This is a genomic window from Klebsiella sp. JB_Kp004, from assembly GCF_040065795.1.
In the GTDB taxonomy this organism is placed as follows: Bacteria; Pseudomonadota; Gammaproteobacteria; order Enterobacterales; family Enterobacteriaceae; genus Klebsiella; species Klebsiella quasipneumoniae.
In genome coordinates this window covers 43391-62788 of record NZ_JBEAKW010000036.1, presented here as the reverse complement: position 1 = coordinate 62788, position 19398 = coordinate 43391, and the positions used below count along the sequence as shown (strand labels likewise).

General features: G+C 60.4%; 21 protein-coding genes. 7 read left to right on the top strand and 14 right to left on the bottom strand.

Annotation, left to right across the window (positions count from 1 at the left end; genetic code table 11):
- Nucleotides 1–11: 11 nt before the first annotated feature.
- The 4 genes from ABLX76_RS16055 to dapF form a co-directional block, all read right to left on the bottom strand.
- Nucleotides 12–1133: a M20 peptidase aminoacylase family protein gene (locus tag ABLX76_RS16055; RefSeq protein WP_218810936.1), complete on the bottom strand. Its 1122-nt coding sequence runs from the start codon at nt 1131–1133 to the stop codon at nt 12–14.
- On the bottom strand, nt 1123–2130 hold the full coding sequence (locus ABLX76_RS16050; RefSeq protein WP_218810935.1) for an MsnO8 family LLM class oxidoreductase: 1008 nt from the start codon (nt 2128–2130) through the stop codon (nt 1123–1125). Before ABLX76_RS16050 ends, ABLX76_RS16055 begins: the two co-directional genes overlap by 11 nt.
- A 91-nt stretch (nt 2131–2221) precedes the next feature.
- Nucleotides 2222–2773, bottom strand: a complete 552-nt coding sequence (locus ABLX76_RS16045; protein ID WP_044523492.1) for a (d)CMP kinase — start codon at nt 2771–2773, stop codon at nt 2222–2224.
- 126 nt (nt 2774–2899) lie between these two features.
- Nucleotides 2900–3766: a diaminopimelate epimerase gene (dapF, locus tag ABLX76_RS16040; RefSeq protein ID WP_348874854.1), complete on the bottom strand. Its 867-nt coding sequence runs from the start codon at nt 3764–3766 to the stop codon at nt 2900–2902.
- A gap of 593 nt (nt 3767–4359) precedes the next feature.
- Between dapF and ansP the strand changes: the two genes are divergently transcribed.
- The gene (ansP, locus tag ABLX76_RS16035) at nt 4360–5814 is read left to right on the top strand and encodes an L-asparagine permease (RefSeq protein ID WP_023289881.1); all 1455 of its coding nucleotides are present in this window, start codon (nt 4360–4362) and stop codon (nt 5812–5814) included.
- 50 nt (nt 5815–5864) lie between these two features.
- Here the strand turns inward: ansP and ABLX76_RS16030 are convergent, their stop codons facing one another.
- The gene (locus ABLX76_RS16030) at nt 5865–6086 is read right to left on the bottom strand and encodes a YgdI/YgdR family lipoprotein (protein ID WP_002906779.1); all 222 of its coding nucleotides are present in this window, start codon (nt 6084–6086) and stop codon (nt 5865–5867) included.
- A 147-nt stretch (nt 6087–6233) separates the two neighbouring features.
- On the bottom strand, nt 6234–7295 hold the full coding sequence (locus ABLX76_RS16025; RefSeq protein WP_065881585.1) for a YncE family protein: 1062 nt from the start codon (nt 7293–7295) through the stop codon (nt 6234–6236).
- Between the two features lie 257 nt (nt 7296–7552).
- On the opposite strand from ABLX76_RS16025, the gene pqqU reads away from it, so the two are divergent.
- Nucleotides 7553–9658, top strand: a complete 2106-nt coding sequence (gene pqqU / locus ABLX76_RS16020) for a TonB-dependent receptor PqqU (protein WP_044523495.1) — start codon at nt 7553–7555, stop codon at nt 9656–9658.
- Between the two features lie 68 nt (nt 9659–9726).
- On the opposite strand, the gene ABLX76_RS16015 is transcribed toward pqqU, so the two are convergent.
- Nucleotides 9727–10026 carry a DUF406 domain-containing protein gene (locus tag ABLX76_RS16015; protein ID WP_020481014.1) on the bottom strand — a complete coding sequence of 100 codons (300 nt, stop codon included), beginning with the start codon at nt 10024–10026 and terminating at the stop codon, nt 9727–9729.
- A 277-nt stretch (nt 10027–10303) separates the two neighbouring features.
- Between ABLX76_RS16015 and rihA the strand changes: the two genes are divergently transcribed.
- Nucleotides 10304–11239 (top strand): pyrimidine-specific ribonucleoside hydrolase RihA, encoded by a 936-nt coding sequence (rihA, locus tag ABLX76_RS16010; RefSeq protein WP_348874851.1) that lies wholly within the window; start codon nt 10304–10306, stop codon nt 11237–11239.
- A gap of 62 nt (nt 11240–11301) precedes the next feature.
- Here the strand turns inward: rihA and ABLX76_RS16005 are convergent, their stop codons facing one another.
- Nucleotides 11302–12339: an NADP-dependent oxidoreductase gene (locus ABLX76_RS16005; RefSeq protein WP_044523497.1), complete on the bottom strand. Its 1038-nt coding sequence runs from the start codon at nt 12337–12339 to the stop codon at nt 11302–11304.
- Between the two features lie 65 nt (nt 12340–12404).
- Nucleotides 12405–12986 carry an XRE family transcriptional regulator gene (locus ABLX76_RS16000; RefSeq protein ID WP_023289886.1) on the bottom strand — a complete coding sequence of 194 codons (582 nt, stop codon included), beginning with the start codon at nt 12984–12986 and terminating at the stop codon, nt 12405–12407.
- Nucleotides 12987–13148: 162 nt separating this feature from the next.
- On the opposite strand from ABLX76_RS16000, the gene ABLX76_RS15995 reads away from it, so the two are divergent.
- Entirely contained in the window at nt 13149–13667 is a 519-nt protein-coding gene (locus tag ABLX76_RS15995) for a GNAT family N-acetyltransferase (RefSeq protein ID WP_023289887.1), read from the top strand.
- Nucleotides 13664–14113 (top strand): DMT family transporter, encoded by a 450-nt coding sequence (locus ABLX76_RS15990; RefSeq protein ID WP_023289888.1) that lies wholly within the window; start codon nt 13664–13666, stop codon nt 14111–14113. The genes ABLX76_RS15995 and ABLX76_RS15990 overlap by 4 nt, the downstream gene beginning before the upstream one ends.
- Nucleotides 14114–14121: 8 nt before the next feature.
- Here the strand turns inward: ABLX76_RS15990 and ABLX76_RS15985 are convergent, their stop codons facing one another.
- Both ABLX76_RS15985 and ABLX76_RS15980 read right to left on the bottom strand, forming a co-directional pair.
- Complete coding sequence (locus ABLX76_RS15985; RefSeq protein ID WP_348874849.1) at nt 14122–14355, bottom strand: YdcY family protein; 234 nt, start codon at nt 14353–14355, stop codon at nt 14122–14124.
- Between the two features lie 16 nt (nt 14356–14371).
- On the bottom strand, nt 14372–15970 hold the full coding sequence (locus ABLX76_RS15980) for an ABC transporter substrate-binding protein (protein ID WP_348874847.1): 1599 nt from the start codon (nt 15968–15970) through the stop codon (nt 14372–14374).
- Nucleotides 15971–16239: 269 nt separating this feature from the next.
- Here ABLX76_RS15980 and ABLX76_RS15975 point away from each other — a divergent pair, with 269 nt between their 5' ends.
- Nucleotides 16240–17673 carry an aldehyde dehydrogenase gene (locus tag ABLX76_RS15975; protein ID WP_348874844.1) on the top strand — a complete coding sequence of 478 codons (1434 nt, stop codon included), beginning with the start codon at nt 16240–16242 and terminating at the stop codon, nt 17671–17673.
- Nucleotides 17674–17686: 13 nt separating this feature from the next.
- Here the strand turns inward: ABLX76_RS15975 and ABLX76_RS15970 are convergent, their stop codons facing one another.
- Together ABLX76_RS15970 and ABLX76_RS15965 are read right to left on the bottom strand one after the other, a co-directional pair.
- Nucleotides 17687–18436, bottom strand: coding sequence for an alpha/beta hydrolase (locus ABLX76_RS15970; protein WP_049013243.1), 750 nt, complete (start codon nt 18434–18436; stop codon nt 17687–17689).
- An 88-nt stretch (nt 18437–18524) separates the two neighbouring features.
- Nucleotides 18525–18698 (bottom strand): GhoT/OrtT family toxin, encoded by a 174-nt coding sequence (locus ABLX76_RS15965; RefSeq protein ID WP_008804686.1) that lies wholly within the window; start codon nt 18696–18698, stop codon nt 18525–18527.
- A gap of 195 nt (nt 18699–18893) precedes the next feature.
- Here ABLX76_RS15965 and yncL point away from each other — a divergent pair, with 195 nt between their 5' ends.
- On the top strand, nt 18894–18986 hold the full coding sequence (yncL, locus tag ABLX76_RS15960) for a stress response membrane protein YncL (RefSeq protein WP_002906891.1): 93 nt from the start codon (nt 18894–18896) through the stop codon (nt 18984–18986).
- 51 nt (nt 18987–19037) lie between these two features.
- Here yncL and ABLX76_RS15955 read toward each other — a convergent pair whose 3' ends face one another.
- The gene (locus tag ABLX76_RS15955) at nt 19038–19289 is read right to left on the bottom strand and encodes a hypothetical protein (RefSeq protein WP_117136113.1); all 252 of its coding nucleotides are present in this window, start codon (nt 19287–19289) and stop codon (nt 19038–19040) included.
- Nucleotides 19290–19398: the final 109 nt, after the last annotated feature.

The window sequence follows — 19398 nt, the reverse complement described above, 5'->3', positions numbered from 1 at the left end:
CCTGTCATCCATTAAATGTGTTGTAATGCCTGCTCCGCCAGACGGGCGAAATAGTGCGCTGCGGGCGCCATCAACCGTTCGTCCGGATTAAATGCCGGATGGTGCAGACCATATTCGCTGGCGCTGCCGATGCTGACGAACGCCCCGGGAATATGCTGAAGATAGACCGCAAAATCTTCACCACCGAGATGCAGATCGGCGTGGTGGGTGCGGTACCCGGCCTGGGCCGCTACCTCGCTGGCGAAGTCGGCCCAGCGGGCGTCATTGACCAGCGCCGTCGGGCCGGCATACCAGAAGACGTCAATCTGTGCGCCAAAGGCGCTGGCGAAACCGGCCGCGATCTCGCTGACCCGGGCCTTGACCCGCTGCTGCACTTCACTGCTGTGGGTGCGCAGCGTCCCTTCCAGCTCGACGCTCTCCGGCAGCACGTTCCAGGTATTGCCTCCCTGGATCCGCGTCACGCTGAGCACCACCGAGTCGAGGGTGTTCACTTCCCGGCTGGCCACGCTCTGCAGCACCGTCACCAGCTGGCTGGCCAGCAGGATCGCATCCTTGCCTTCGTGGGGGCGGGCGGCATGCGCGCCCTTCCCGGTCACTTTGAAGACGAAGCGGTCGACGTTGGCGTAGAACGCGCCGCCGCGGGTGGCAAATTCACCCACCGGCAGGCCGGGCTCATTGTGCATGCCAAAGATCGCCGACACCTCCTCCAGCGCCCCGGCGCGGATCAGGGTTTTCGCCCCGCCGAAATTTTCTTCCGCCGGCTGGAACAGGATCCGCACCCGCCCCGGGAGTTCCGCTTCCCGATCCTTCAGCAGCAGCGCCGCTCCCAGCATTACGCTGGTGTGAATATCGTGCCCGCAGGCATGCATCACCCCTTGATTCTGCGAGCGGTAAGGCAGACCGGTCGCCTCCTCGATGGGCAACGCGTCGATGTCCGCCCGCAGGGCAATCACCTTGTCGCCGCTGCCGACTTCGGCCACCAGCCCGGTTTTCAGATCGTAGGGCAGCAGGGTCACCCCACCGCTTTGCAGCCAGTCGCGGATCCGCGCAGTGGTGGCCACCTCCTGCAGGGAGAGCTCCGGGTTCTGGTGCAGCTCGCGCCGCCAGCTAATCAGTTGTTGTTCAAAGGACATTCAGCACCGCCTTGCCGTAGTGAGCCTGCGCCAGCAGGCGCAGGGAGCGCAGGCGCGCAGGCCCGTCGCTAATGGGGGTATCAATGATGAGTTCATCCAGCTGATCTTCCGCCTGCAGCGCGTCCAGCCGGGCTTTCACCTCTTCGGGGGTACCCGATATCAGCGAAGATTCGCGGCGGGCGATACGGGTGGGACGGCTACCGGCCTGGCGGGCAAAGGCAACGGCCTGCGCCTCACTGCCGACGGTCACCCGCTGGCCGTTCTCCAGCTCAACGCCCCACGCCTCCACCTGCTGCGCCAGCGCGGCGGCGGTAGCGGGATCGTCGGCGACCACCACCTGCACGGCGACAATCGCCTCGCGCGGACTCAGCTCGCGCCAGCGGTTGAGCACCGTGCGGCGCAGCGCGCTGTCGCCATTGAGATGGGCGGCAAAGACAAAGTTCCAGTCAAGGCGGGCCGCCAGTTCAGCACTATCCAGGCTGGCGCCGAGCAGAAAACCGTCTGCCCGGCGCGGCGGGATCGGCGTGGCGCGCAGGCTCTCTTCCCCTCCGGGCTCAGTCAGCGACAGCCAGTTATCCAGCTGCGCCAGCTGGTCGGCAAAGGCGCCTTTCTCTTCCTGATGCAGGCCCTGCTGCAGCGCGCGGGTGGAGAGCGGCAGGCCGCCAGGCGCCTTGCCGACCCCGAGATCGATGCGGCCCGGCGCGAGGGCGGCCAGCAGGTTGAAGTTTTCCGCGACCTTATAGGGGCTATAGTGCTGGAGCATGACGCCGCCGGACCCGAGGCGGATCCGCCGGGTGTGGCCCAGCAGCCAGGCGATAACCAGCTCCGGCGAGGGGCTCGCCAGCTGATCGGTATTGTGGTGTTCGGCGACCCAGAAGCGGTGATAGCCCCAGGCTTCGGCGTGTTGCGCCAGCGTTAATGTACGCGCCAGCGCCTGCGCGGCGGTTTCCCCGGCGGCAAGCGGACTTTTATCCAGGATACTGATTCGATAAGACATTTCGCAGGCTCATATGAAAGTACGTGCCTGCATTATTAAAATCTCTGCTAACTATTGAGAAACAATTAATTCACATGTGTACTGCTGAAAATTAGATATGCCCGCCTGACCGCTGCGCTTCCAGCTCGCGGAGCAGCGCCTCGGCCTGCCGCGGACTGCGCAGCCGGACGAAGCGAATATGACGATATTGAGGATCCTGCATATCGGCCAGATAGCGTCGGCGATTCTGCCGCCAGGTTTTCAGCGTCCAGAGGATGATGGATTCCCGGCTGCAGAACGAACGGCGGAAACTCTCGCGGTTGCCGGTGCCCGGCCACAGCTCCTGACGGCGCCACGCCCGGCTCGCGGCCCGCCACACCGCCTGGCGCAGCGTGCGCCAGAGGCCATAATCCAGCCAGATCACCAGATCCACCTCGCGCCATTTGACCCCGCGGCTGCGATTGTAGTTGCCATCCAATACCCAGCCCGGGGTGGCCGTCGCGGCGGCAATGGCGGCGAAAAACGCCTCATCCGGCGCGCCCTGCCAGTTCGGCCGCCAGTACAGGCGATCCAGTTCGATGCACGGCAGCCCCAGCCTGTGCGCCAGGCGACGAGCCAGGGTGGATTTGCCTGAGCCGCTGGTGCCGACCACATTGATGTTCATCTCTGTTTCTCCCTGGTAGCCATTTCCGTTGTTTGCCGCCTTTGCCGGGATGGGAAAAGGCAGTATGTACAGCCGCTTACGCCAGCAAGCGAAAGGCAAAAAATTTCCGGCTGATCGCCCCACCTGTCATCCCGCGCCAGTGGAGATAGCGCCGCCGCCGACAAAGCAGTCGTTATCCAGCGTCAGGCTGGCGATCTTATGCACCGGGCCTCGCATACAGACCTGAAAATCCGCGCCGAAGGTGATGCGCAGCTGGCCGCCTGGCATGTTGACCTCCACCCGATCGTCCACCTTCCCTAACCGGCGCATGGCGCTGGCCGCCGCGCAGCTGCTGCTCCCGGAGGCCATCGTAAACCCGGCGCCCCGCTCCCAGATACCAATCTTCAGCGTATGGCGATCGACAACTTCCACGAACTGCACATTGCAGCGTTTGGGGAACAAGGGATGATGTTCAATTTGCGGTCCTAAGCGATGAACCTGTTCCAGATCGAGCTTATCCACGAGGACAACGCAGTGGGGATTGCCCATAGAGACCAGCACGACGGACAGGGTTTCATCCGCCAGCGGCAAGGGATAATTCACCGCCTCGGGCAAATTCACCAGGGCGGGTAACGCCGCCGGATTGAAATTCGCCCGCCCCATGTCGACGCTAATCTGATGAAAATCGCTCTCCACGGTGCAATAGACATCTCCGCCCGCCGTGTGCACTAAAAAGGGCTCATGCCCGACACGACCGATATCAAACAGATAGCGCGCATAGATCCGTAGCCCATTACCGCTTTTCTCCGCCTCGGAGCCGTCCGGATTGATAATACGCAGCGTGGGGTGGGTTCGATCGCCGCTGTCGATCAGGAGACCATCAGAACCGACGCCATAGTGGCGATGGCACAGAATTCGAATATGCTCGTTGCTCAGCTGGTCGGCAACGGCGCGATGGCATACCAGGTAATCATTACCCAGTCCGTGATATTTATGAAAGAGTAAGGGTGTCATAGTGTGGGGTCGCCTGGCGCTACGGGTATGGTTTTGCATCTTACAATACCTGCCCCGGCAGAATGAATTAAACAATAAGGGTTAACCGCTCTGTTCATTCTGCTCCCCTGCAGGCATCACGCTTCCTCCGCCTGCGCGGCGCCGTGACCAACGCTGAAGCCATTTATGCTGGAATAACCGGATATTAACATCAAAATCACTGATGATAATGGCTAAAAAATGGTCGTGGATGACCGGTTAAACACCCGGCTGCGACCCGGCGAGCAGGTGGCCATCGCCCGTGGCCAACGGATGCAAAAGCAGCGAACTGCGCCTCCGCCGTCCCCTGACAACCTCGCGCTTACCCCAGTCGACGCCAGCATACCAGCGCTTTCATTCTGTTGCGGGAAACTCTGCGACGCTGATCTCATTGATAAATCTGTCAAATGCTATCGGTAAATGTTTTAGGTGCGTAACTATTAGGTTACGTGTAGGATTCAGCGCCATGTCTGAGCTTATCTCCTACGTCAGAATGATGAGAAAGCCAGCATAATGTGCCAGCCGTCCTCCACGCCGGCTGCAAACATGGGCATTGACAGGAAACTGATACATCAATGAATACGAAACACGACACTGCAGCGGAGCACCATGCTGCAAAACGCCACTGGCTTAACTCACATGAAGCGGGTTATCACAAAGCGATGGGCAACCGTCAGGTACAGATGATCGCCATCGGCGGCGCCATCGGTACCGGTTTGTTCCTCGGCGCCGGGGCACGTTTACAAATGGCAGGGCCAGCGCTCGCACTGGTCTATCTGGTCTGCGGCATCTTCTCTTTCTTTATTCTTCGCGCCCTCGGCGAACTGGTTCTCCACCGCCCCTCGAGCGGCAGCTTCGTCTCCTATGCCAGGGAATTCCTCGGCGAAAAGGCCGCCTACGTGGCCGGCTGGATGTACTTCGTTAACTGGGCAATGACCGGGATCGTCGATATCACCGCCGTGGCGCTGTATATGCACTACTGGGGCGCGTTTGGCGATGTGCCGCAGTGGGTCTTCGCCCTCGGCGCGCTGGCCATCGTCGGCACCATGAACATGATCGGCGTGAAGTGGTTCGCCGAGATGGAGTTCTGGTTCGCGCTGGTCAAAGTGCTGGCGATCGTCGCGTTTCTCGTGGTCGGCACCATTTTCCTCGGCTCCGGTAAGCCGCTGGACGGTAATGCCACCGGCTTCCACCTGATCACCGATAACGGCGGCTTCTTCCCGCACGGCCTTCTGCCGGCGCTGGTGCTGGTGCAGGGCGTGGTCTTCGCCTTCGCCTCCATTGAGCTGGTGGGCACCGCGGCCGGTGAGTGTAAGGATCCGGAGACGATGGTGCCGAAGGCCATCAACAGCGTGATCTGGCGTATCGGCCTGTTCTACGTCGGATCGGTGGTGCTGCTGGTGCTGCTGCTGCCGTGGAACGCCTACCAGGCGGGACAGAGCCCGTTCGTCACCTTCTTCTCCAAACTGGGCGTACCGTATATCGGCAGCGTGATGAACATCGTAGTGTTAACCGCCGCCCTCTCCAGCCTCAACTCCGGCCTCTACAGCACCGGGCGTATTCTGCGCTCCATGTCGATGGGGGGCTCCGCGCCGAAGTTCATGTCGAAGATGAGCCGTCACCACGTCCCTTACGCCGGGATCCTGGCAACGCTGGCGGTGTACGTGGTCGGGGTGTTCCTCAACTATCTGGTGCCGTCGCAGGTGTTTGAGATCGTCCTCAACATCGCTTCGCTGGGGATCATTGCGTCCTGGGGCTTCATCGTGGTGTGTCAGATGCGTCTGCGCAAAGCGATTAAGGAAGGAAAAGCGGCTCAGGTGAGCTTCAGAATGCCTGGAGCGCCGTTCACCTCCTGGCTGACGCTGCTGTTCCTGTTCAGTGTGCTGGTGCTGATGGCCTTCGATTATCCGAACGGCACCTATACCATTGGCTCCATCCCGTTGCTGGCGGTGCTGCTGGTGGCGGGCTGGTTTGGCGTGCGTAAGCGCGTGCATGCGATTCACAGCACAGCGCCGACGCTCAAGCAGTAAATGGCAGGACTCCCGGTTTGTCCATCGCGGGCAAACCGGGAGGTCAGGACTTAGTTATCCTCAACCAGCTGCGACACGTCGCTGCTGTTAATTTCCCGCTTATTACCAGACTCATCGATATAGCTGGTCATCCCCGTTTCTTTATCCAGCTGCGGCTTGCCGTGGGTGACGATCGTCTGACCGCTTTTGGTGGTCATAACGTAGTTGGACGAACAGCCGGCCAGCAGCGCCAGCATCGCGCCGGCGCAAATCACCATGAATGGTTTTTTCATTTTATCTCCACTGATTACCACTGCCCGCGCGAGGCGGGAAAGCGATAAGTGTATAACCTTCAGGTTTATCAGGCCAATACGCGTTTGTAACAGAGGGTGAGATGCCGGGCGCAACCACCGGTGACGATGGTCGTCGCGCCCGGGACCTTACAGGGCGATGCGGATCACATCGTCCGGCGCCGTGGCCTCTTTCTCACGGCTGGATGCTTGTTTCACGCTGACGTACAGCGTTTTGCCGTCCTCAGAGAGCGCCAGGCTGTTGGGATGGGTCGGCGTTTTAAAGGTCTTCACCACCTTATAGCTCTTGCCGTCGATAACGCTCACTTCCCCCGCCTTACGATGCGTCACATAGGCTTCGTTGCGGGTGGGGTTAAACAGCACCGCCAGCGATTCCGGCGCGGTGATTTTCTCCAGCACTTTGCCGTCGCGGGTATCGACCACCAGCACTTCCGGCTGCTTGCTGTCGGTAATAAAGGCGCGGTGGCCGGCGGTATCGAGGCTCAGGTTAAGGTAGAAATGCGCCTTGCCGTCATCCAGCAATTTTTTGCGCGACACAATGGTGTTGCTCTCGCTGTCGATGGTCAGCAGTTCGCCGTCGGCATTGGTGGTATAAAGGCGTTTCGCCTGCGGATCGATCGCCAGGCCGGTGGCCATCGCCCCGGTGCCGGTAATCGTCGTTTTCAGCTTCAGGGTAGCGCCATCCACCACCCAAATCACGCTCTCTTTGCCCAGACCGGTAATGTAGATAGTGTTGGTCTGCTCATTGACCGCCAGCTCGCGCGGCTGCAGCGGGCGCACGGTTTCACTGCGCTGACGCTCGTCCAGCACCAGTCGCCCCTTCACAGCGCCGGTTTTGGCGTCAATGGCGGTGACGGTGCTGTCGACGGTATTACCAAACCACAGCGTACCGGTGGCATGGTTGATAGCGGCGCCAAACGGCTTCAGATCGTTGTGAATAATCTGCGTCACGTCGAGGGTGGTGGGGTCAAGACGATAAACAATCCCCCCTTTGTCCAGCGAACGACTTTGCGAAGTGGCGACCCACAGCGCGTTCTCCTGCTGGCTGTAGGCCATTTCGTAGGCCCCTTTCCCGACGGCCTTGCGCAGCATCTCTTCCGCGGCGTGGGCGCTAAAGCTGCCTGCCAGCAGCAGAGAAGTGAATAACAGTGAATGGCGCAGACGCGGCGCGGCAAACTGACGTAATGACATGACGACTCCCTTTGATGAACCTGTATGTGCTGACCCGACATCGCTTCCGGCGGCAAAGTCATGGCTCTGCCTTATTTTGAATGCGAATAGTAATCATTAATCATCTCAAAGTGGAGCGCTAATTGTTGTTGCCCGGTAAATTCGTCAGCCTGAAGCACTATCCGTTAACCAACGGCAGTTAATAATTTTCAAATATTTTACAAACGGGGTAACATATATACATATGTTCCATTTGGTTCGTCTCCCGAGTACTATCGATGAAAATCCTATCCGTGCGACACGCGGCCCTGCCGGCCCTGCTGCTGCCGCTCATCGCCGCCGCCCAGGCCGCCGATGAACAAACCATGGTGGTGACCGCTGCGCCAACCACTGTTTCTGAACTGGATACCCCCGCCGCCGTCAGCGTGGTCAATGGCGATGAGATGCGCCAGGCCGCGCCGCGCGTCAACCTCTCTGAATCGCTGGGCGCCGTGCCGGGCCTGCAGGTGCAGAACCGACAAAACTATGCCCAGGATCTGCAGTTGTCGATTCGCGGCTTTGGCTCCCGCTCTACCTACGGCGTGCGCGGGCTGCGCATCTATGTGGACGGCATCCCGGCGACCATGCCCGACGGCCAGGGGCAGACCTCCAATATCGATATCGGTAGCGTCGACACCCTCGAGGTGCTGCGCGGCCCCTTCTCTGCCCTCTACGGTAACTCGTCCGGCGGGGTGATCAATGTCACCAGCCAGACCGGCACCCAGCCGCCCACCGTGGAAGCCAGCAGTTACTATGGCAGCTTCGGCACCTGGCACTACGGGATGAAAGCCACCGGCGCCGTTGGCGACGGCAGCCACGCAGGGGATGTGGATTACACGGTGTCGACTAACCGCTTCACCACCCATGGCTATCGCGATCACAGCGGCGCGCGCAAAAATCTGGCCAACGCCCGGCTGGGGGTGCGCATCAACGACGTCAGTAAGCTGACGCTGCTGCTGAACAGCGTTGATATCAAAGCCAATGACGCCGGCGGCTTAACCGCCGATGAATGGCGCGATAACCCGCGCCAGTCGCCTCGCGGCGACCAGTATAATACCCGCAAGGATACCCGGCAGACCCAGGCTGGCCTGCGCTACGAGCGCCAGCTGAGCGCCCAGGACGATCTCAGCGTCATGATGTACGCCGGGGAACGCGAAACCACCCAGTACCAGTCGATCCCGCGCGCGCCGCAGCTGAAGCCGAGCCATGCCGGCGGGGTGATCGACCTCACCCGCCACTACCAGGGGATCGATACCCGGCTGACCCATCGCGGCGAGCTGCTGGTGCCGGTCACCCTGACCGCCGGTCTTGACTACGAGAACATGAGCGAGCGCCGCAAGGGCTATGAAAACTTTGTGATGGTCAACGGCGCGCCGCAGTATGGCGAACAGGGCGCGCTACGCCGTAACGAACGTAACCTGATGTGGAACGTCGACCCTTACCTGCAAACCCAGTGGCAGCTCACCGACAAACTTTCGCTCGATGCCGGGGTGCGCTACAGCTCGGTATGGTTCGACTCGAATGATTACTACATCACCCCAGGCAATGGCGACGACAGCGGCGATGCCAGCTATCACAAATGGCTGCCCGCAGGCTCGCTGAAGTATGCCCTGACCGACGCCTGGAACGTTTACCTCTCCGCTGGCCGCGGCTTCGAGACGCCGACCATTAACGAGCTGTCATACCGCGCCGATAACCAGAGCGGTCTCAACTTCGGCCTGAAGCCCTCCACCAACGACACGGTGGAGATCGGCAGCAAGACGCGGATCGGCAATGGGTTGCTCACCGCCGCCCTGTTCCAGACCGATACCGATAATGAGATCGTGGTCGACAGCAGCAGCGGCGGACGCACCAGCTATAAAAACGCCGGCAAGACCCGTCGTCAGGGGATGGAGCTGGGACTGGATCAGCAGTTTGGCGAGAGCTGGCGCCTGAAGGCGGCCTGGACCTGGCTTGACGCGACCTATCGCACCAACGTCTGCGGCGACGCCAGCTGCAACGGCAACCGTATTCCGGGGATCGCGCGCAATATGGGTTATGCCTCCTTCGGCTATCAGCCGGAGCAGGGCTGGTACGCCGGGAGCGATATTCGCTACATGAGCGACATCATGGCGAATGACGAAAACACCGCCAAAGCCCCTTCCTGGACGGTGGTCGGCCTGACGACCGGCTATAAGTGGAGCTATGGCAGGATGGATATGGATCTGTTCGGCCGGGTCGACAACCTGTTCGACCGCGAATACGTCGGGTCCGTCATCGTTAACGAGTCCAACGGACGCTACTACGAGCCCGCGCCGGGACGCAACTACGGTATCGGGCTGAACCTCGCCTGGCGCTTCGAGTAACGCCCGGCTTCGCCCGCGGACCGGCGGGCGAAGGCGTTACCCTCAGGCGCTGGCGCCCGGGGCGCTGATTACAGCAGGTTTCTCAGGGACAATTCGAAAATGATCTTTTCCGCCTGGCAGGAGAAGGCGATGGACAGATCGAGTTTCACCTCGTCGCCGGCGGCGGCGAGCGTGTAGTCAACCTGCGGTGGTTCACTGGCCGGCGCCGCCGCGGCGGCACGCTCGCGAACGGCGGCTACGGTTGACTCCGCTTCCTCGCGGCTCGGGAATAATTTCTCAGCCCGGTAGACGCAGTCCTCGTTATCAATAATTGTCCCGACATCAATGGCGCAGCCTTTGGTGCTGCATTTATCTACTACATCTTTCATCGTCATAACCTCTTGAGTTTTCTTAAGGATAAGAATCCGCTCGCCGAAAAGCAAACCATTAATATCCGTAAGGATTAGCGATTTTTATTCTATCGCGCCGCGCCGGACGCTAGCTTGCGCCACCGCAAGGCGAGGCATGATGATGCAGGACCGCCGCGACTCACCGCGCGATTACCCCTGCAACCGTGCTAGCCATCACACTATTCTGCACACTTTCTCGTCTGCCTCGCGCCTCAGCGTTAGTCTGGTCACAGAACAACGCCAACAAGGAGCTGCTATGGCACTGCCGATAATGATTGATTGCGATCCGGGACATGATGACGCGATCGCCCTGGTCCTCGCCCTCGCCTCGCCGGAGCTGGAAGTGAAAGCCGTCACTGCCTCCGCAGGCAACCAGACCCCGGAGAAGACCCTGCGCAACGTGCTGCGTATGCTGACCCTGCTGAACCGCGCGGATATTCCGGTCGCCGGCGGTGCGTGGAAGCCGTTAATGCGCGATCTGATCATTGCCGATAACGTGCACGGGGAAAGCGGACTGGATGGCCCGAACCTGCCGGAGCCGGCCTTTACGCCGCAAAACTGCACCGCCGTCGAGCTGATGGCCAGGGTGCTGCGCGAAAGTCAGGAGCCGGTGACGCTGGTGGCCACCGGGCCGCAGACGAACGTAGCGTTGCTGCTCGCCAGCCATCCGGAGCTGCACGCGAAGATCGCCCGCATCGTGATCATGGGGGGCGCCATGGGGCTGGGCAACTGGCAGCCGGCGGCGGAGTTTAATATCTACGTCGATCCGCAGGCGGCGGAGATGGTCTTTCAGTCGGGGATCCAGGTGGTGATGGCGGGCCTGGATGTCACCCACCGGGCGCAGATCCTTCCTGCGGATATTGAGCGATTCCGCCAGATTGGCAATCCGGTATCGACCATCGTCGCCGAACTGCTCGACTTCTTTATGGCCTACCATAAGGACGAAAAGTGGGGCTTCGACGGCGCGCCGCTGCACGACCCCTGCACCATCGCCTGGCTCCTCAAGCCGGAGCTCTTTACCACTATCGAGCGCTGGGTCGGCGTGGAAACGGAAGGCAAATATACCCAGGGGATGACGGTGGTCGATTACTACCATCTGACCGGCAATCCGCCCAATACCACCCTGATGCTGGATGTGGACCGCGAAGCCTTTGTCGATCTGCTCGCCCAGCGGTTAGCCTTTTACGCCTGATATTCATGCAGCGCCTCTCTTCCCGGCCGGGAGAGAGGCGCGTTCAGGCTATACCCGGCGTATTAGTCGTCCGCCGACACGCGGATCACCACCTTACCAAAGTTTTCACCTTTCAACAGGCCGATCAGCGCCTGCGGCGCCTGCTCCAGACCGTCGATCAGCTGTTCGCGATATTTAATTTTACCCTCCTGCACCCAGCGCCCCATCTGCTGCTGGAATTCCGCGATCCGATGCCCATAATCCTGGCCGATAATAAAGCCCTGCATCCGAATGCGTTTCTTGAGGATGGTCGCCATCAGCAGCGGCAGACGGTCAGGCCCGTCCGGCAGACCGGTGGCGTTATAGCCGCTCACCAGCCCGCAGACCGGAACCCGCGCCGCGGTGTTGAGCAGCGGCAGTACCGCGTCAAAAACCTTGCCGCCGACGTTTTCGTAGTAAACGTCAATGCCCTGCGGGCAGGCCTGGGCCAGCTGTTCGGCAAAGTCCGCCGCGCGATGGTCAAGGCAGACATCAAAGCCTAAGGTGTCAACCGCATAGCGACATTTCTCCGCGCCGCCGGCGACGCCGACGGTACGGCAGCCCTTAATTTTGCCGATCTGTCCGACCGTAGCGCCCACCGGCCCGGTGGCCGCAGCGACCACCAGCGTGTCACCCGGCTTCGGCTGGCCAATGTCCAGTAATCCCATGTAGGCGGTGAAGCCCGGCATCCCCAGCACCCCCAGCGACCAGGACGGGTGCTGCGGGTTGTCCCCCAGCTTCACCAGCCCGCTGCCGTCGGAAAGCTCATAATCCTGCCAGCCGCTGTAGCCCAGCACCCAGTCGCCGGGTTGAAAATCATCATGCTGCGAGGTCACGACGCGACTCACGGTCCCGCCCACCATCACCGCGCCGATGGCCACCGGCGGTGAATAGGACGGCGCGTCGCTCATCCGCCCGCGCATATAGGGATCCAGCGATAAATAAACGGTACGCAGCAGAACCTGACCCGGCCCCGGGGTGGGCACCTCGCGCTCTTCCAGGCGGAAATGCTCTGCCGTCGGTTCACCATGGGGACGGGAAGCCAGTACCCAGCGGCGATGGCGTTGCGGTTGTTCTGACATAGCAAACTCCTCTTGTTAGCAGACAGTACTGAGGCTAGCTGCTTTATGCGCAATGCGCTTTATCATTACGAGCCGGATGGCGATTGATTAAGGCGCACCACCAGATAGACGCAGGTCTCTGCGGATTCATTGATAAAGCGGCAGTCGTTCGGTGGGCCGAGCTCCAGACAGTCCCCGGTCTGCATCTCGTGGCGGGTATTCCCTTCCAGGAACACCAGCTCGCCCCGCTGCAGCCAGATCAGCTGGCGGGCCAGCGCATAGGACGAAGCCGGCATCGGCACATCGCTGCCGGGCGGCAGCTCGATCTGTACCAGGTCAATGGGCAGATCGCTGCGCGGCGAAACGTGGCGGCGGAGATAGTGGCTTTGCGGGTCGTGCCATACCGGCTGGCTGGCAAAACGCAGCAGCTTACCTTCCTGCATTTCCGCCCTGGCGATCAGGGTCGACATACTGATGCCGAAGGCGCCGGAAAGGCGGCCCAGCATCGACGCCGTCGGGCTGCTTTCGCCGCGCTCGATTTTATGGATCATCGCCCGCGAGGCACCCGCCCGTTCGGCCAGGTCGTTCAGCGACCAGCCACGGGATTCGCGCTCGATGCGGATGCGCGCGCTGATACGCTGATTGAGGTTGTCTTCTATAGTATTCATAACGTAACACTATAGTGTGCGCGCAGGCATTACACAACCGCCCGTCGGGCCGCGTAACCCCTGGCCCATCAGGAAAAAATTTGCTGAAAACGGATGACAGCGTGGCGTTCATTATTGTAATAATATCGTACTACTATAGTGTACGAAAAACTGAGGTTTGCTATGTCCATCCGCCCTGCCATTAAAGACGATTGCGCGGCGATCGCCGAGATCTATAACCACGCCGTCGTGCATACCGCCGCTATCTGGAATGACAAAACCGTGGATACCGACAACCGCATCGCATGGTTTGAAGCCCGCCAGCTGGCAGGCTTTCCGGTGCTGGTGAGCGAGGAAAACGGCGTCATCACCGGTTATTCCTCCTTTGGCGACTGGCGCGCGTTTGACGGCTTTCGCCACACCGTGGAGCATTCGGTGTACGTTCACCCCGAGCACCAGGGGAAAGGCCTGGGCCGCAAACTTCTGGTCGCCTTGATCGCCGAAGCGCGTCGGCTGAATAAACATGTGATGGTCGCCGGGATCGAGTCGCAGAACCACGCCTCGCTGCACCTGCATGAAACGCTGGGCTTTATCACCACCGGGCAGATGCCGCAGGTGGGAACCAAATTTGGTCGCTGGCTGGATCTGACCTTTATGCAGCTACAGCTTGATGCGCGCCAGGACCCGGACGGCCAGGCATGAATGGGTCGCTTACCCTCGCCTTTCTGGTGGCCGCCGGCGTAGGCCTGGTGGTGCAGAACACCCTGATGGTGCGCATCACCCAGTCGGTGTCGACGATCCTCATCGCCATGCTGCTCAATTCGCTGGTCGGTATCGTTATTTTCGTGACCTTGTTGCTGCTGCGCCAGGGTGTCGCCGGCTTTCATGAGCTGGCCCTGAACGTGAAGTGGTGGACGCTGATCCCCGGCATGCTGGGATCCTTTTTCGTCTTCGCCAGCATCAGCGGCTATCAGACCGTGGGCGCAGCCACCACCATCGCGGTACTGGTGGCCAGCCAGCTGGTCGGCGGGTTGATCATGGATTTAATTCGCGCCCACGGCGTACCGCTGCGGGCGCTGATCGGGCCATTATGCGGCGCGGTGATGCTGGTGGTGGGCGCCTGGCTGGTGGCCAGACGCCAGTTCTGAGCGCCTGTTCAGAGGATCGCGCCGCCTTTGGTCAACTGCTCGCGGCGCGCGTCCTGCTCTTCCTGATGCTGTCGCCCATGGTGAGCGATGGCGGTGCGCAGGCGCTGCTGCTGAGTATAGCGTTCCTCACGACCGAGCTGCGCGTCATCGCTCAGGGCGATCAGCAGCTCATTCATATGCGCGATAACGCCCTCGGCAAGGATGTCATCGACTTTAACGATGACCTCATCCAGATGTGCCATTCTGTTCTCCTTTCACTTAATTCAGCTTCGCTTTGGAAAAATCGCTCCCCATCATGCTCACAGTGTAGCCGCTGACGTTGCTGCGGGTGGCATAGAAGGTCTTGCCGGTCGCCAGGGTGATCCACGGCGCCTGCTGGTAGAAGATCTCTTGCGCCTGTTCGTAGAGTTTGGCGCGCGCCTGCGGATCGCTCACCTGCAGGGCTTTCTTCACCAGCGCGTCATACGACTTATCGCACCAGCGGGCGGCGTTAGAGCCGGTCTGGATATTATCACAGCTGAGCAGCGTGCCGGCAAAGTTGTCCGGGTCGCCATTGTCTGACATCCAGCCGTACAGGGCGCTGTCGTGTTCGCCTTTACGCATGCCGGCCAGGTATTCGCCCCACTCATAGCTGACGATCTTCGCTTTCACCCCGACTTTCGCCCAGTCGTTTTGGATCATTTCAGCAATGCGTTTTGAGTTCGGGTTGTAGGGCCGCTGAACCGGCATCGACCACAGGGTCACTTCCGCCCCTTGCTCCAGACCCGCCTGTTTGAGCAGCGCCTTCGCTTTCTGCGGATCGTAGTCGTAGTCCGGGAGGTCTTTTTTATACCCGAGCATGGTGGATGGGATTGGCGACTTCGCCACCGTACCGGAATCGAGGAACACCGCCCTGACGATGGCCTGTTTGTCGGTAGCGTAGTTTAACGCCTGGCGCACCAGCACATTATCAAACGGTTTTTTCTCGGTGTTGAACGCCAGATAGCCGACGTTCAGCGCCTCGACGGCGTGCAGCGTCAGATCGTTATTGCCCTTGATCACCGGGAACTGTACCGGCGAAGGCGCCGGAATAATCTGGCACTCGTTAGTCTGCAGTTTAGCCAGTCGGGTCTCGACGTTCGGCGTGATGGAGAAGATCAGGTGCTTCGTCGGCACCTCGCCTTCCCAGTAGTGGGGATTGGCGATATAGCGGATTTGCGAATCCACTTTATACTGCTGCAGAGCATAGGGTCCGGTGCCGACAGGCCAGTTATCGACGTTTTCTGGCGTTCCTTTCTTCAGCATCGCCTCGCCATATTCCGCCGACAGAATAGAGGCGAAGTCCATTCCCCAGTCGGCAAGAAACGCCGCGTTCGGCTGATTGAGCACAAACTGGACGTGATAGTCATCGACCTTTTTCACCGACTTAATCAGCTTATCGAGGCCCACATCGTGGAAGTACTCATAGTTCCCCTGCGACACCTTGTGATAAGGATGCTGAGGATCCATCTGGCGCAGTACCGAAAACAGGACGTCGTCGGCGTTAAAATCGCGGGTCGGTTTGAAGAATTTATTGCTGTTGAACTTCACTCCCTGACGCAGCGTGAAGGTCCAGGTTTTGCCATCTTCAGAGACGTGCCACTCGGTGGCCAGCGACGGGATCGGCGTGTTCTTCACCGGGTCAAAGGTGACCAGGCGGTTATACAGCACCTGCGAGCTGGCGACGAACGACGGGCCGGAGCTGGCGATCTGCGGGTTAAAGGACTCCGGGGAGGCCTCTGAGCAATAGACCAGCGTGTCATTGCCCGCGGCCCATGCGGCGCTGGCCGGCAGCAGCGCGCTCAGCAGCAGCGCCAGCGTGGTTTTCCCTGTAGACATGGTTATAAGTCCTGATTATTGATTATAAGAACCGTAATAACAGCACAGCCCCTGGCCCCCAGCAAATAATCAATGGCTATCACCTTATGCCAATCGCGCTGAATTTGCTGATTTAATCGGCGTCGCGCTGCTTTTTGCGCCAGGTACGGTTGGGATGTTGTGAGCTACGCACAATTCCGGCAAAAAAATGTGCGATAACCGCCCCGCTCACGCTCGCCGCCAGCCGCGACCGGTACACTGGAGGAACCGCAGAATAAGAGGTTACCTCCATGACAATCACCTGCAATCTGTACCTTGACGGCCAGTGGCACGATGCCGAAGACCGTCGGACCTTTACCCGGCGCCACCCTGCCCACGATGACGTCGCCTCGGTTGCCGCTGCCGCCAGCCTCGCCGACGGTAAACGCTGCGTCGAGGCCGCGGCCAGCGCCTTCCCGCAGTGGCGCGATACATCCCCGGCGGAACGGCGACGCTTACTGCTCGACGCGGCGGAGCATATGCTGCTGCGGGAAGCTAAATTTATCGCCGCCATGGCGGCGGAGACCGGCGCCACCGCCCACTGGGCGGGATTTAACGTCCATTTGGCGGCCGATATCCTGCGCGAAGCGGCGGCGCTGACCACCCAGATCGAAGGGCAGATCATTCCATCCAACGTGCCGGGCAATCTGGCGATGGGGGTCCGCCAGGGTGCCGGCGTGGTGCTGGGCATGGCGCCGTGGAACGCGCCGCTGATCCTTGCCACCCGGGCGCTGGCGACGCCGCTGGCCTGCGGCAACACGGTGATCCTCAAGGGCGCTGAGCTCTCCCCGGCTACACAAGGATTGATTATCGACGCCCTCGACGCGGCGGGCTTCCCGCCGGGCGTGGTGAACTATCTCACCTGCGCGCCTCAAGACGCGCCGGCGCTGGTGGAGTCGCTGATCGCCCATCCGGCGGTGCGGCGCGTCAACTTTACCGGCTCCACGCCGGTGGGGCGGATTATCGCCCGCACCTGCGGGCAGTATCTGAAACCGGCGGTGCTGGAGCTCGGTGGCAAAGCGCCGCTGCTGGTCCTCGACGATGCCGACATTGAGCAGGCGGCGGCGGGCGCCATTTTTGGCGCCTTCGCCAACGCCGGACAGATCTGCATGTCCACCGAGCGCATTATTGTCGACAACGCCGTGGCGGAGCGCTTTATCCCTCTGCTGACCAGGCGCGCCGCTTCTCTCCCCGCCAGCCTGACCGGCCCGGTGGTCGACATGAACACCGTCACCCGCTGCAACGCGTTAATCGACGATGCCTTAGCCAAAGGCGGCCGCCTGCTGACCGGCGGCAAAGCCAGCGATACCCACATGGCGCCTACCTTGCTGGACGGCGTCACCCGCGAGATGCGGCTGTGGAACGAAGAGTCCTTCGGCCCGGTAAAAGCGATTATTCGCGTTAATAACGACGAAGAGGCGCTGGCGGTAGCCAACGACAGCGACTATGGCCTTTCCGCTGCGGTCTACAGCCGCGACAGCGCCAGAGCGTGGAACCTGGCGCAACGTCTGCAAACCGGCATCTGCCATATCAATGGTCCAACTGTTCATGATGAAGCGCAAATGCCGTTTGGCGGCTGCAAAGCCTCCGGCTATGGCCGGTTCGGCGGTCGGGCCGGGATTGCGGAATTTACCGAGCTGCGCTGGATAACGCTCCAGACCCAGCCTCGCGAACTGCCATTCTGACGCCGTCCCCCCCTTAGCCGTGGCTGGCGATAAGCTGCGCCAGCCCTTCCGGGTTTTCCCACGCCATCGAGTGCCCCGCGTGGGGCACAATCCCGACCGGGATCCCTTGCGCCTCTACCCGTTCGATATCCGCATAAGGGAGCGACTGCTCGCCGACGATCAGCATCTTCTGACAGCGCAACTGGCAGAGCTGGGTAAACCAGGGGGTGTCGCTGCCGTGTATCAGGCTGCTGGCGGCTCGCCAGACGGCCCAGGGGGCGCTGTTTTGCAAACAGCCGGCCCAGGGCGAGCGCTCTTCCGCCAGCATCCTGGCGTAACCTTCGGCGATAAAGGCCGCCTCTGACTGCGCCGCTATGCGCCGGCTGTACTCGCCGCCTCCGGCGACCAGGTTGGGTTCAGAAACCAGCAGCGTGGTCACCCGCTCCGCCAGCAACCCTGCCGCTTCGATGGCGATGCTTCCCCCCATGCTATGCCCGTACAGCGCGAAGCGCTGCAGGCGCAGGTGGTCGAGGACTTGCTCCACTCCTTGCGCCTGGCTATGTATGTTGTAACTAAAGTCGTGCGGTTTATCGCTGTAGCCGAAGCCCGGTAGATCGATAAGTATTTTGCGCCGCCCGTTGAGCGCGGGGGCGCTGGCGACGCGGGGGTAGTCGTAAGATGACGCGCAGCCGAGGCCGTGGATAAACACCAGCGGAAGCCCCTCTCCCGGAAGATCGAGCCAACGCAATGTGGCGCCTGCGACGGACGAAAAGAAACCGTTCACCTGTTTGCCTCCATGATAAGGTTACTGTGTTTTTATACAGTAACCTTATCCTTGCCGCCACCCTTTTCTGTCGTCCGCCGCCGGAGCGTTAAAACAGCGAGACGAGGAGCGCCATCGGGAAGCTGAACGGCCAGGTGGCGCCGATCAACAGGGCCGCCAGCAGGCGGATCACCCGGCTCTCTTTGGTTAAAAACCAGCTAATTACGGCGCAGATCACGCCCATAATGGCGTAAAACACCAACATTTTTTGATATAACGTCATTCTTCGTTTTCCTTCCCTGAGGAGCGTTCCATGGTGGGATAATTATCTGCCATGACGTCGTGATTCAGAGATACCTGTATAACAAATTCAGAATCGGGCTGAATATTCAGAACAAAGCCCGATTCGTCTTAATCCGATAGCGCAACCGCGCCCGCCGTACTATACCTTTAGGGACTTACTCATTAAGGTGGCGTTATGGATGTCTCCAGCAAGACCGTCGTTATGATTAATGTCTGCGCCGCGTTCGCGCTTATCAGCCTGCTGTCGGTGAGATTTGGCTGGTTTTAATCATTTTACTCAGCAACGAAACCTAAAAAAGCAGCCCTCTGGGCTGCTTTTTTACGTGCGGAGGCTCGCGCCTATATTAGGGTCATAAACAACACGGGCTGAGTGACCTGCGAAAATAACCTTGTTTAGCGCAGGGTTATAATGAGGCAAAACATTCACTTTCTCACTATCCCATTCGGCGGCGGCGCAAACGGCCTGCCCCACTCCCGCGCTCTCACAGCCCTGAATACGTTTTGCCGGCGCGTTACCATAGCTCAGCGCCACGGTGCCGACAGCCAGCAGAATAAAAGCAAAAATTTTCACAGCGACATCAACGTTAAAACCGAATATGCGTGAAATGATCGCATGAGCGGCGGCGGAAAGTCAAACCCGGGAGCGTGCGCCACCGCGCTGGCGCGTATGGCGGATTGAC

What these genes read in the sequence shown, in the direction of transcription:
- ABLX76_RS16055 (WP_218810936.1), bottom strand. Translation starts at nt 1,133, where the DNA reads ATGTCCTTTGAACAACAACTGATTAGCTGGCGGCGCGAGCTGCACCAG.
- ABLX76_RS16050 (WP_218810935.1), bottom strand. Translation starts at nt 2,130, where the DNA reads ATGTCTTATCGAATCAGTATCCTGGATAAAAGTCCGCTTGCCGCCGGG.
- ABLX76_RS16045 (WP_044523492.1), bottom strand. Translation starts at nt 2,773, where the DNA reads ATGAACATCAATGTGGTCGGCACCAGCGGCTCAGGCAAATCCACCCTG.
- dapF (WP_348874854.1), bottom strand. Translation starts at nt 3,766, where the DNA reads ATGACACCCTTACTCTTTCATAAATATCACGGACTGGGTAATGATTAC.
- ansP (WP_023289881.1), top strand. Translation starts at nt 4,360, where the DNA reads ATGAATACGAAACACGACACTGCAGCGGAGCACCATGCTGCAAAACGC.
- ABLX76_RS16030 (WP_002906779.1), bottom strand. Translation starts at nt 6,086, where the DNA reads ATGAAAAAACCATTCATGGTGATTTGCGCCGGCGCGATGCTGGCGCTG.
- ABLX76_RS16025 (WP_065881585.1), bottom strand. Translation starts at nt 7,295, where the DNA reads ATGTCATTACGTCAGTTTGCCGCGCCGCGTCTGCGCCATTCACTGTTA.
- pqqU (WP_044523495.1), top strand. Translation starts at nt 7,553, where the DNA reads ATGAAAATCCTATCCGTGCGACACGCGGCCCTGCCGGCCCTGCTGCTG.
- ABLX76_RS16015 (WP_020481014.1), bottom strand. Translation starts at nt 10,026, where the DNA reads ATGAAAGATGTAGTAGATAAATGCAGCACCAAAGGCTGCGCCATTGAT.
- rihA (WP_348874851.1), top strand. Translation starts at nt 10,304, where the DNA reads ATGGCACTGCCGATAATGATTGATTGCGATCCGGGACATGATGACGCG.
- ABLX76_RS16005 (WP_044523497.1), bottom strand. Translation starts at nt 12,339, where the DNA reads ATGTCAGAACAACCGCAACGCCATCGCCGCTGGGTACTGGCTTCCCGT.
- ABLX76_RS16000 (WP_023289886.1), bottom strand. Translation starts at nt 12,986, where the DNA reads ATGAATACTATAGAAGACAACCTCAATCAGCGTATCAGCGCGCGCATC.
- ABLX76_RS15995 (WP_023289887.1), top strand. Translation starts at nt 13,149, where the DNA reads ATGTCCATCCGCCCTGCCATTAAAGACGATTGCGCGGCGATCGCCGAG.
- ABLX76_RS15990 (WP_023289888.1), top strand. Translation starts at nt 13,664, where the DNA reads ATGAATGGGTCGCTTACCCTCGCCTTTCTGGTGGCCGCCGGCGTAGGC.
- ABLX76_RS15985 (WP_348874849.1), bottom strand. Translation starts at nt 14,355, where the DNA reads ATGGCACATCTGGATGAGGTCATCGTTAAAGTCGATGACATCCTTGCC.
- ABLX76_RS15980 (WP_348874847.1), bottom strand. Translation starts at nt 15,970, where the DNA reads ATGTCTACAGGGAAAACCACGCTGGCGCTGCTGCTGAGCGCGCTGCTG.
- ABLX76_RS15975 (WP_348874844.1), top strand. Translation starts at nt 16,240, where the DNA reads ATGACAATCACCTGCAATCTGTACCTTGACGGCCAGTGGCACGATGCC.
- ABLX76_RS15965 (WP_008804686.1), bottom strand. Translation starts at nt 18,698, where the DNA reads ATGACGTTATATCAAAAAATGTTGGTGTTTTACGCCATTATGGGCGTG.
- yncL (WP_002906891.1), top strand. Translation starts at nt 18,894, where the DNA reads ATGGATGTCTCCAGCAAGACCGTCGTTATGATTAATGTCTGCGCCGCG.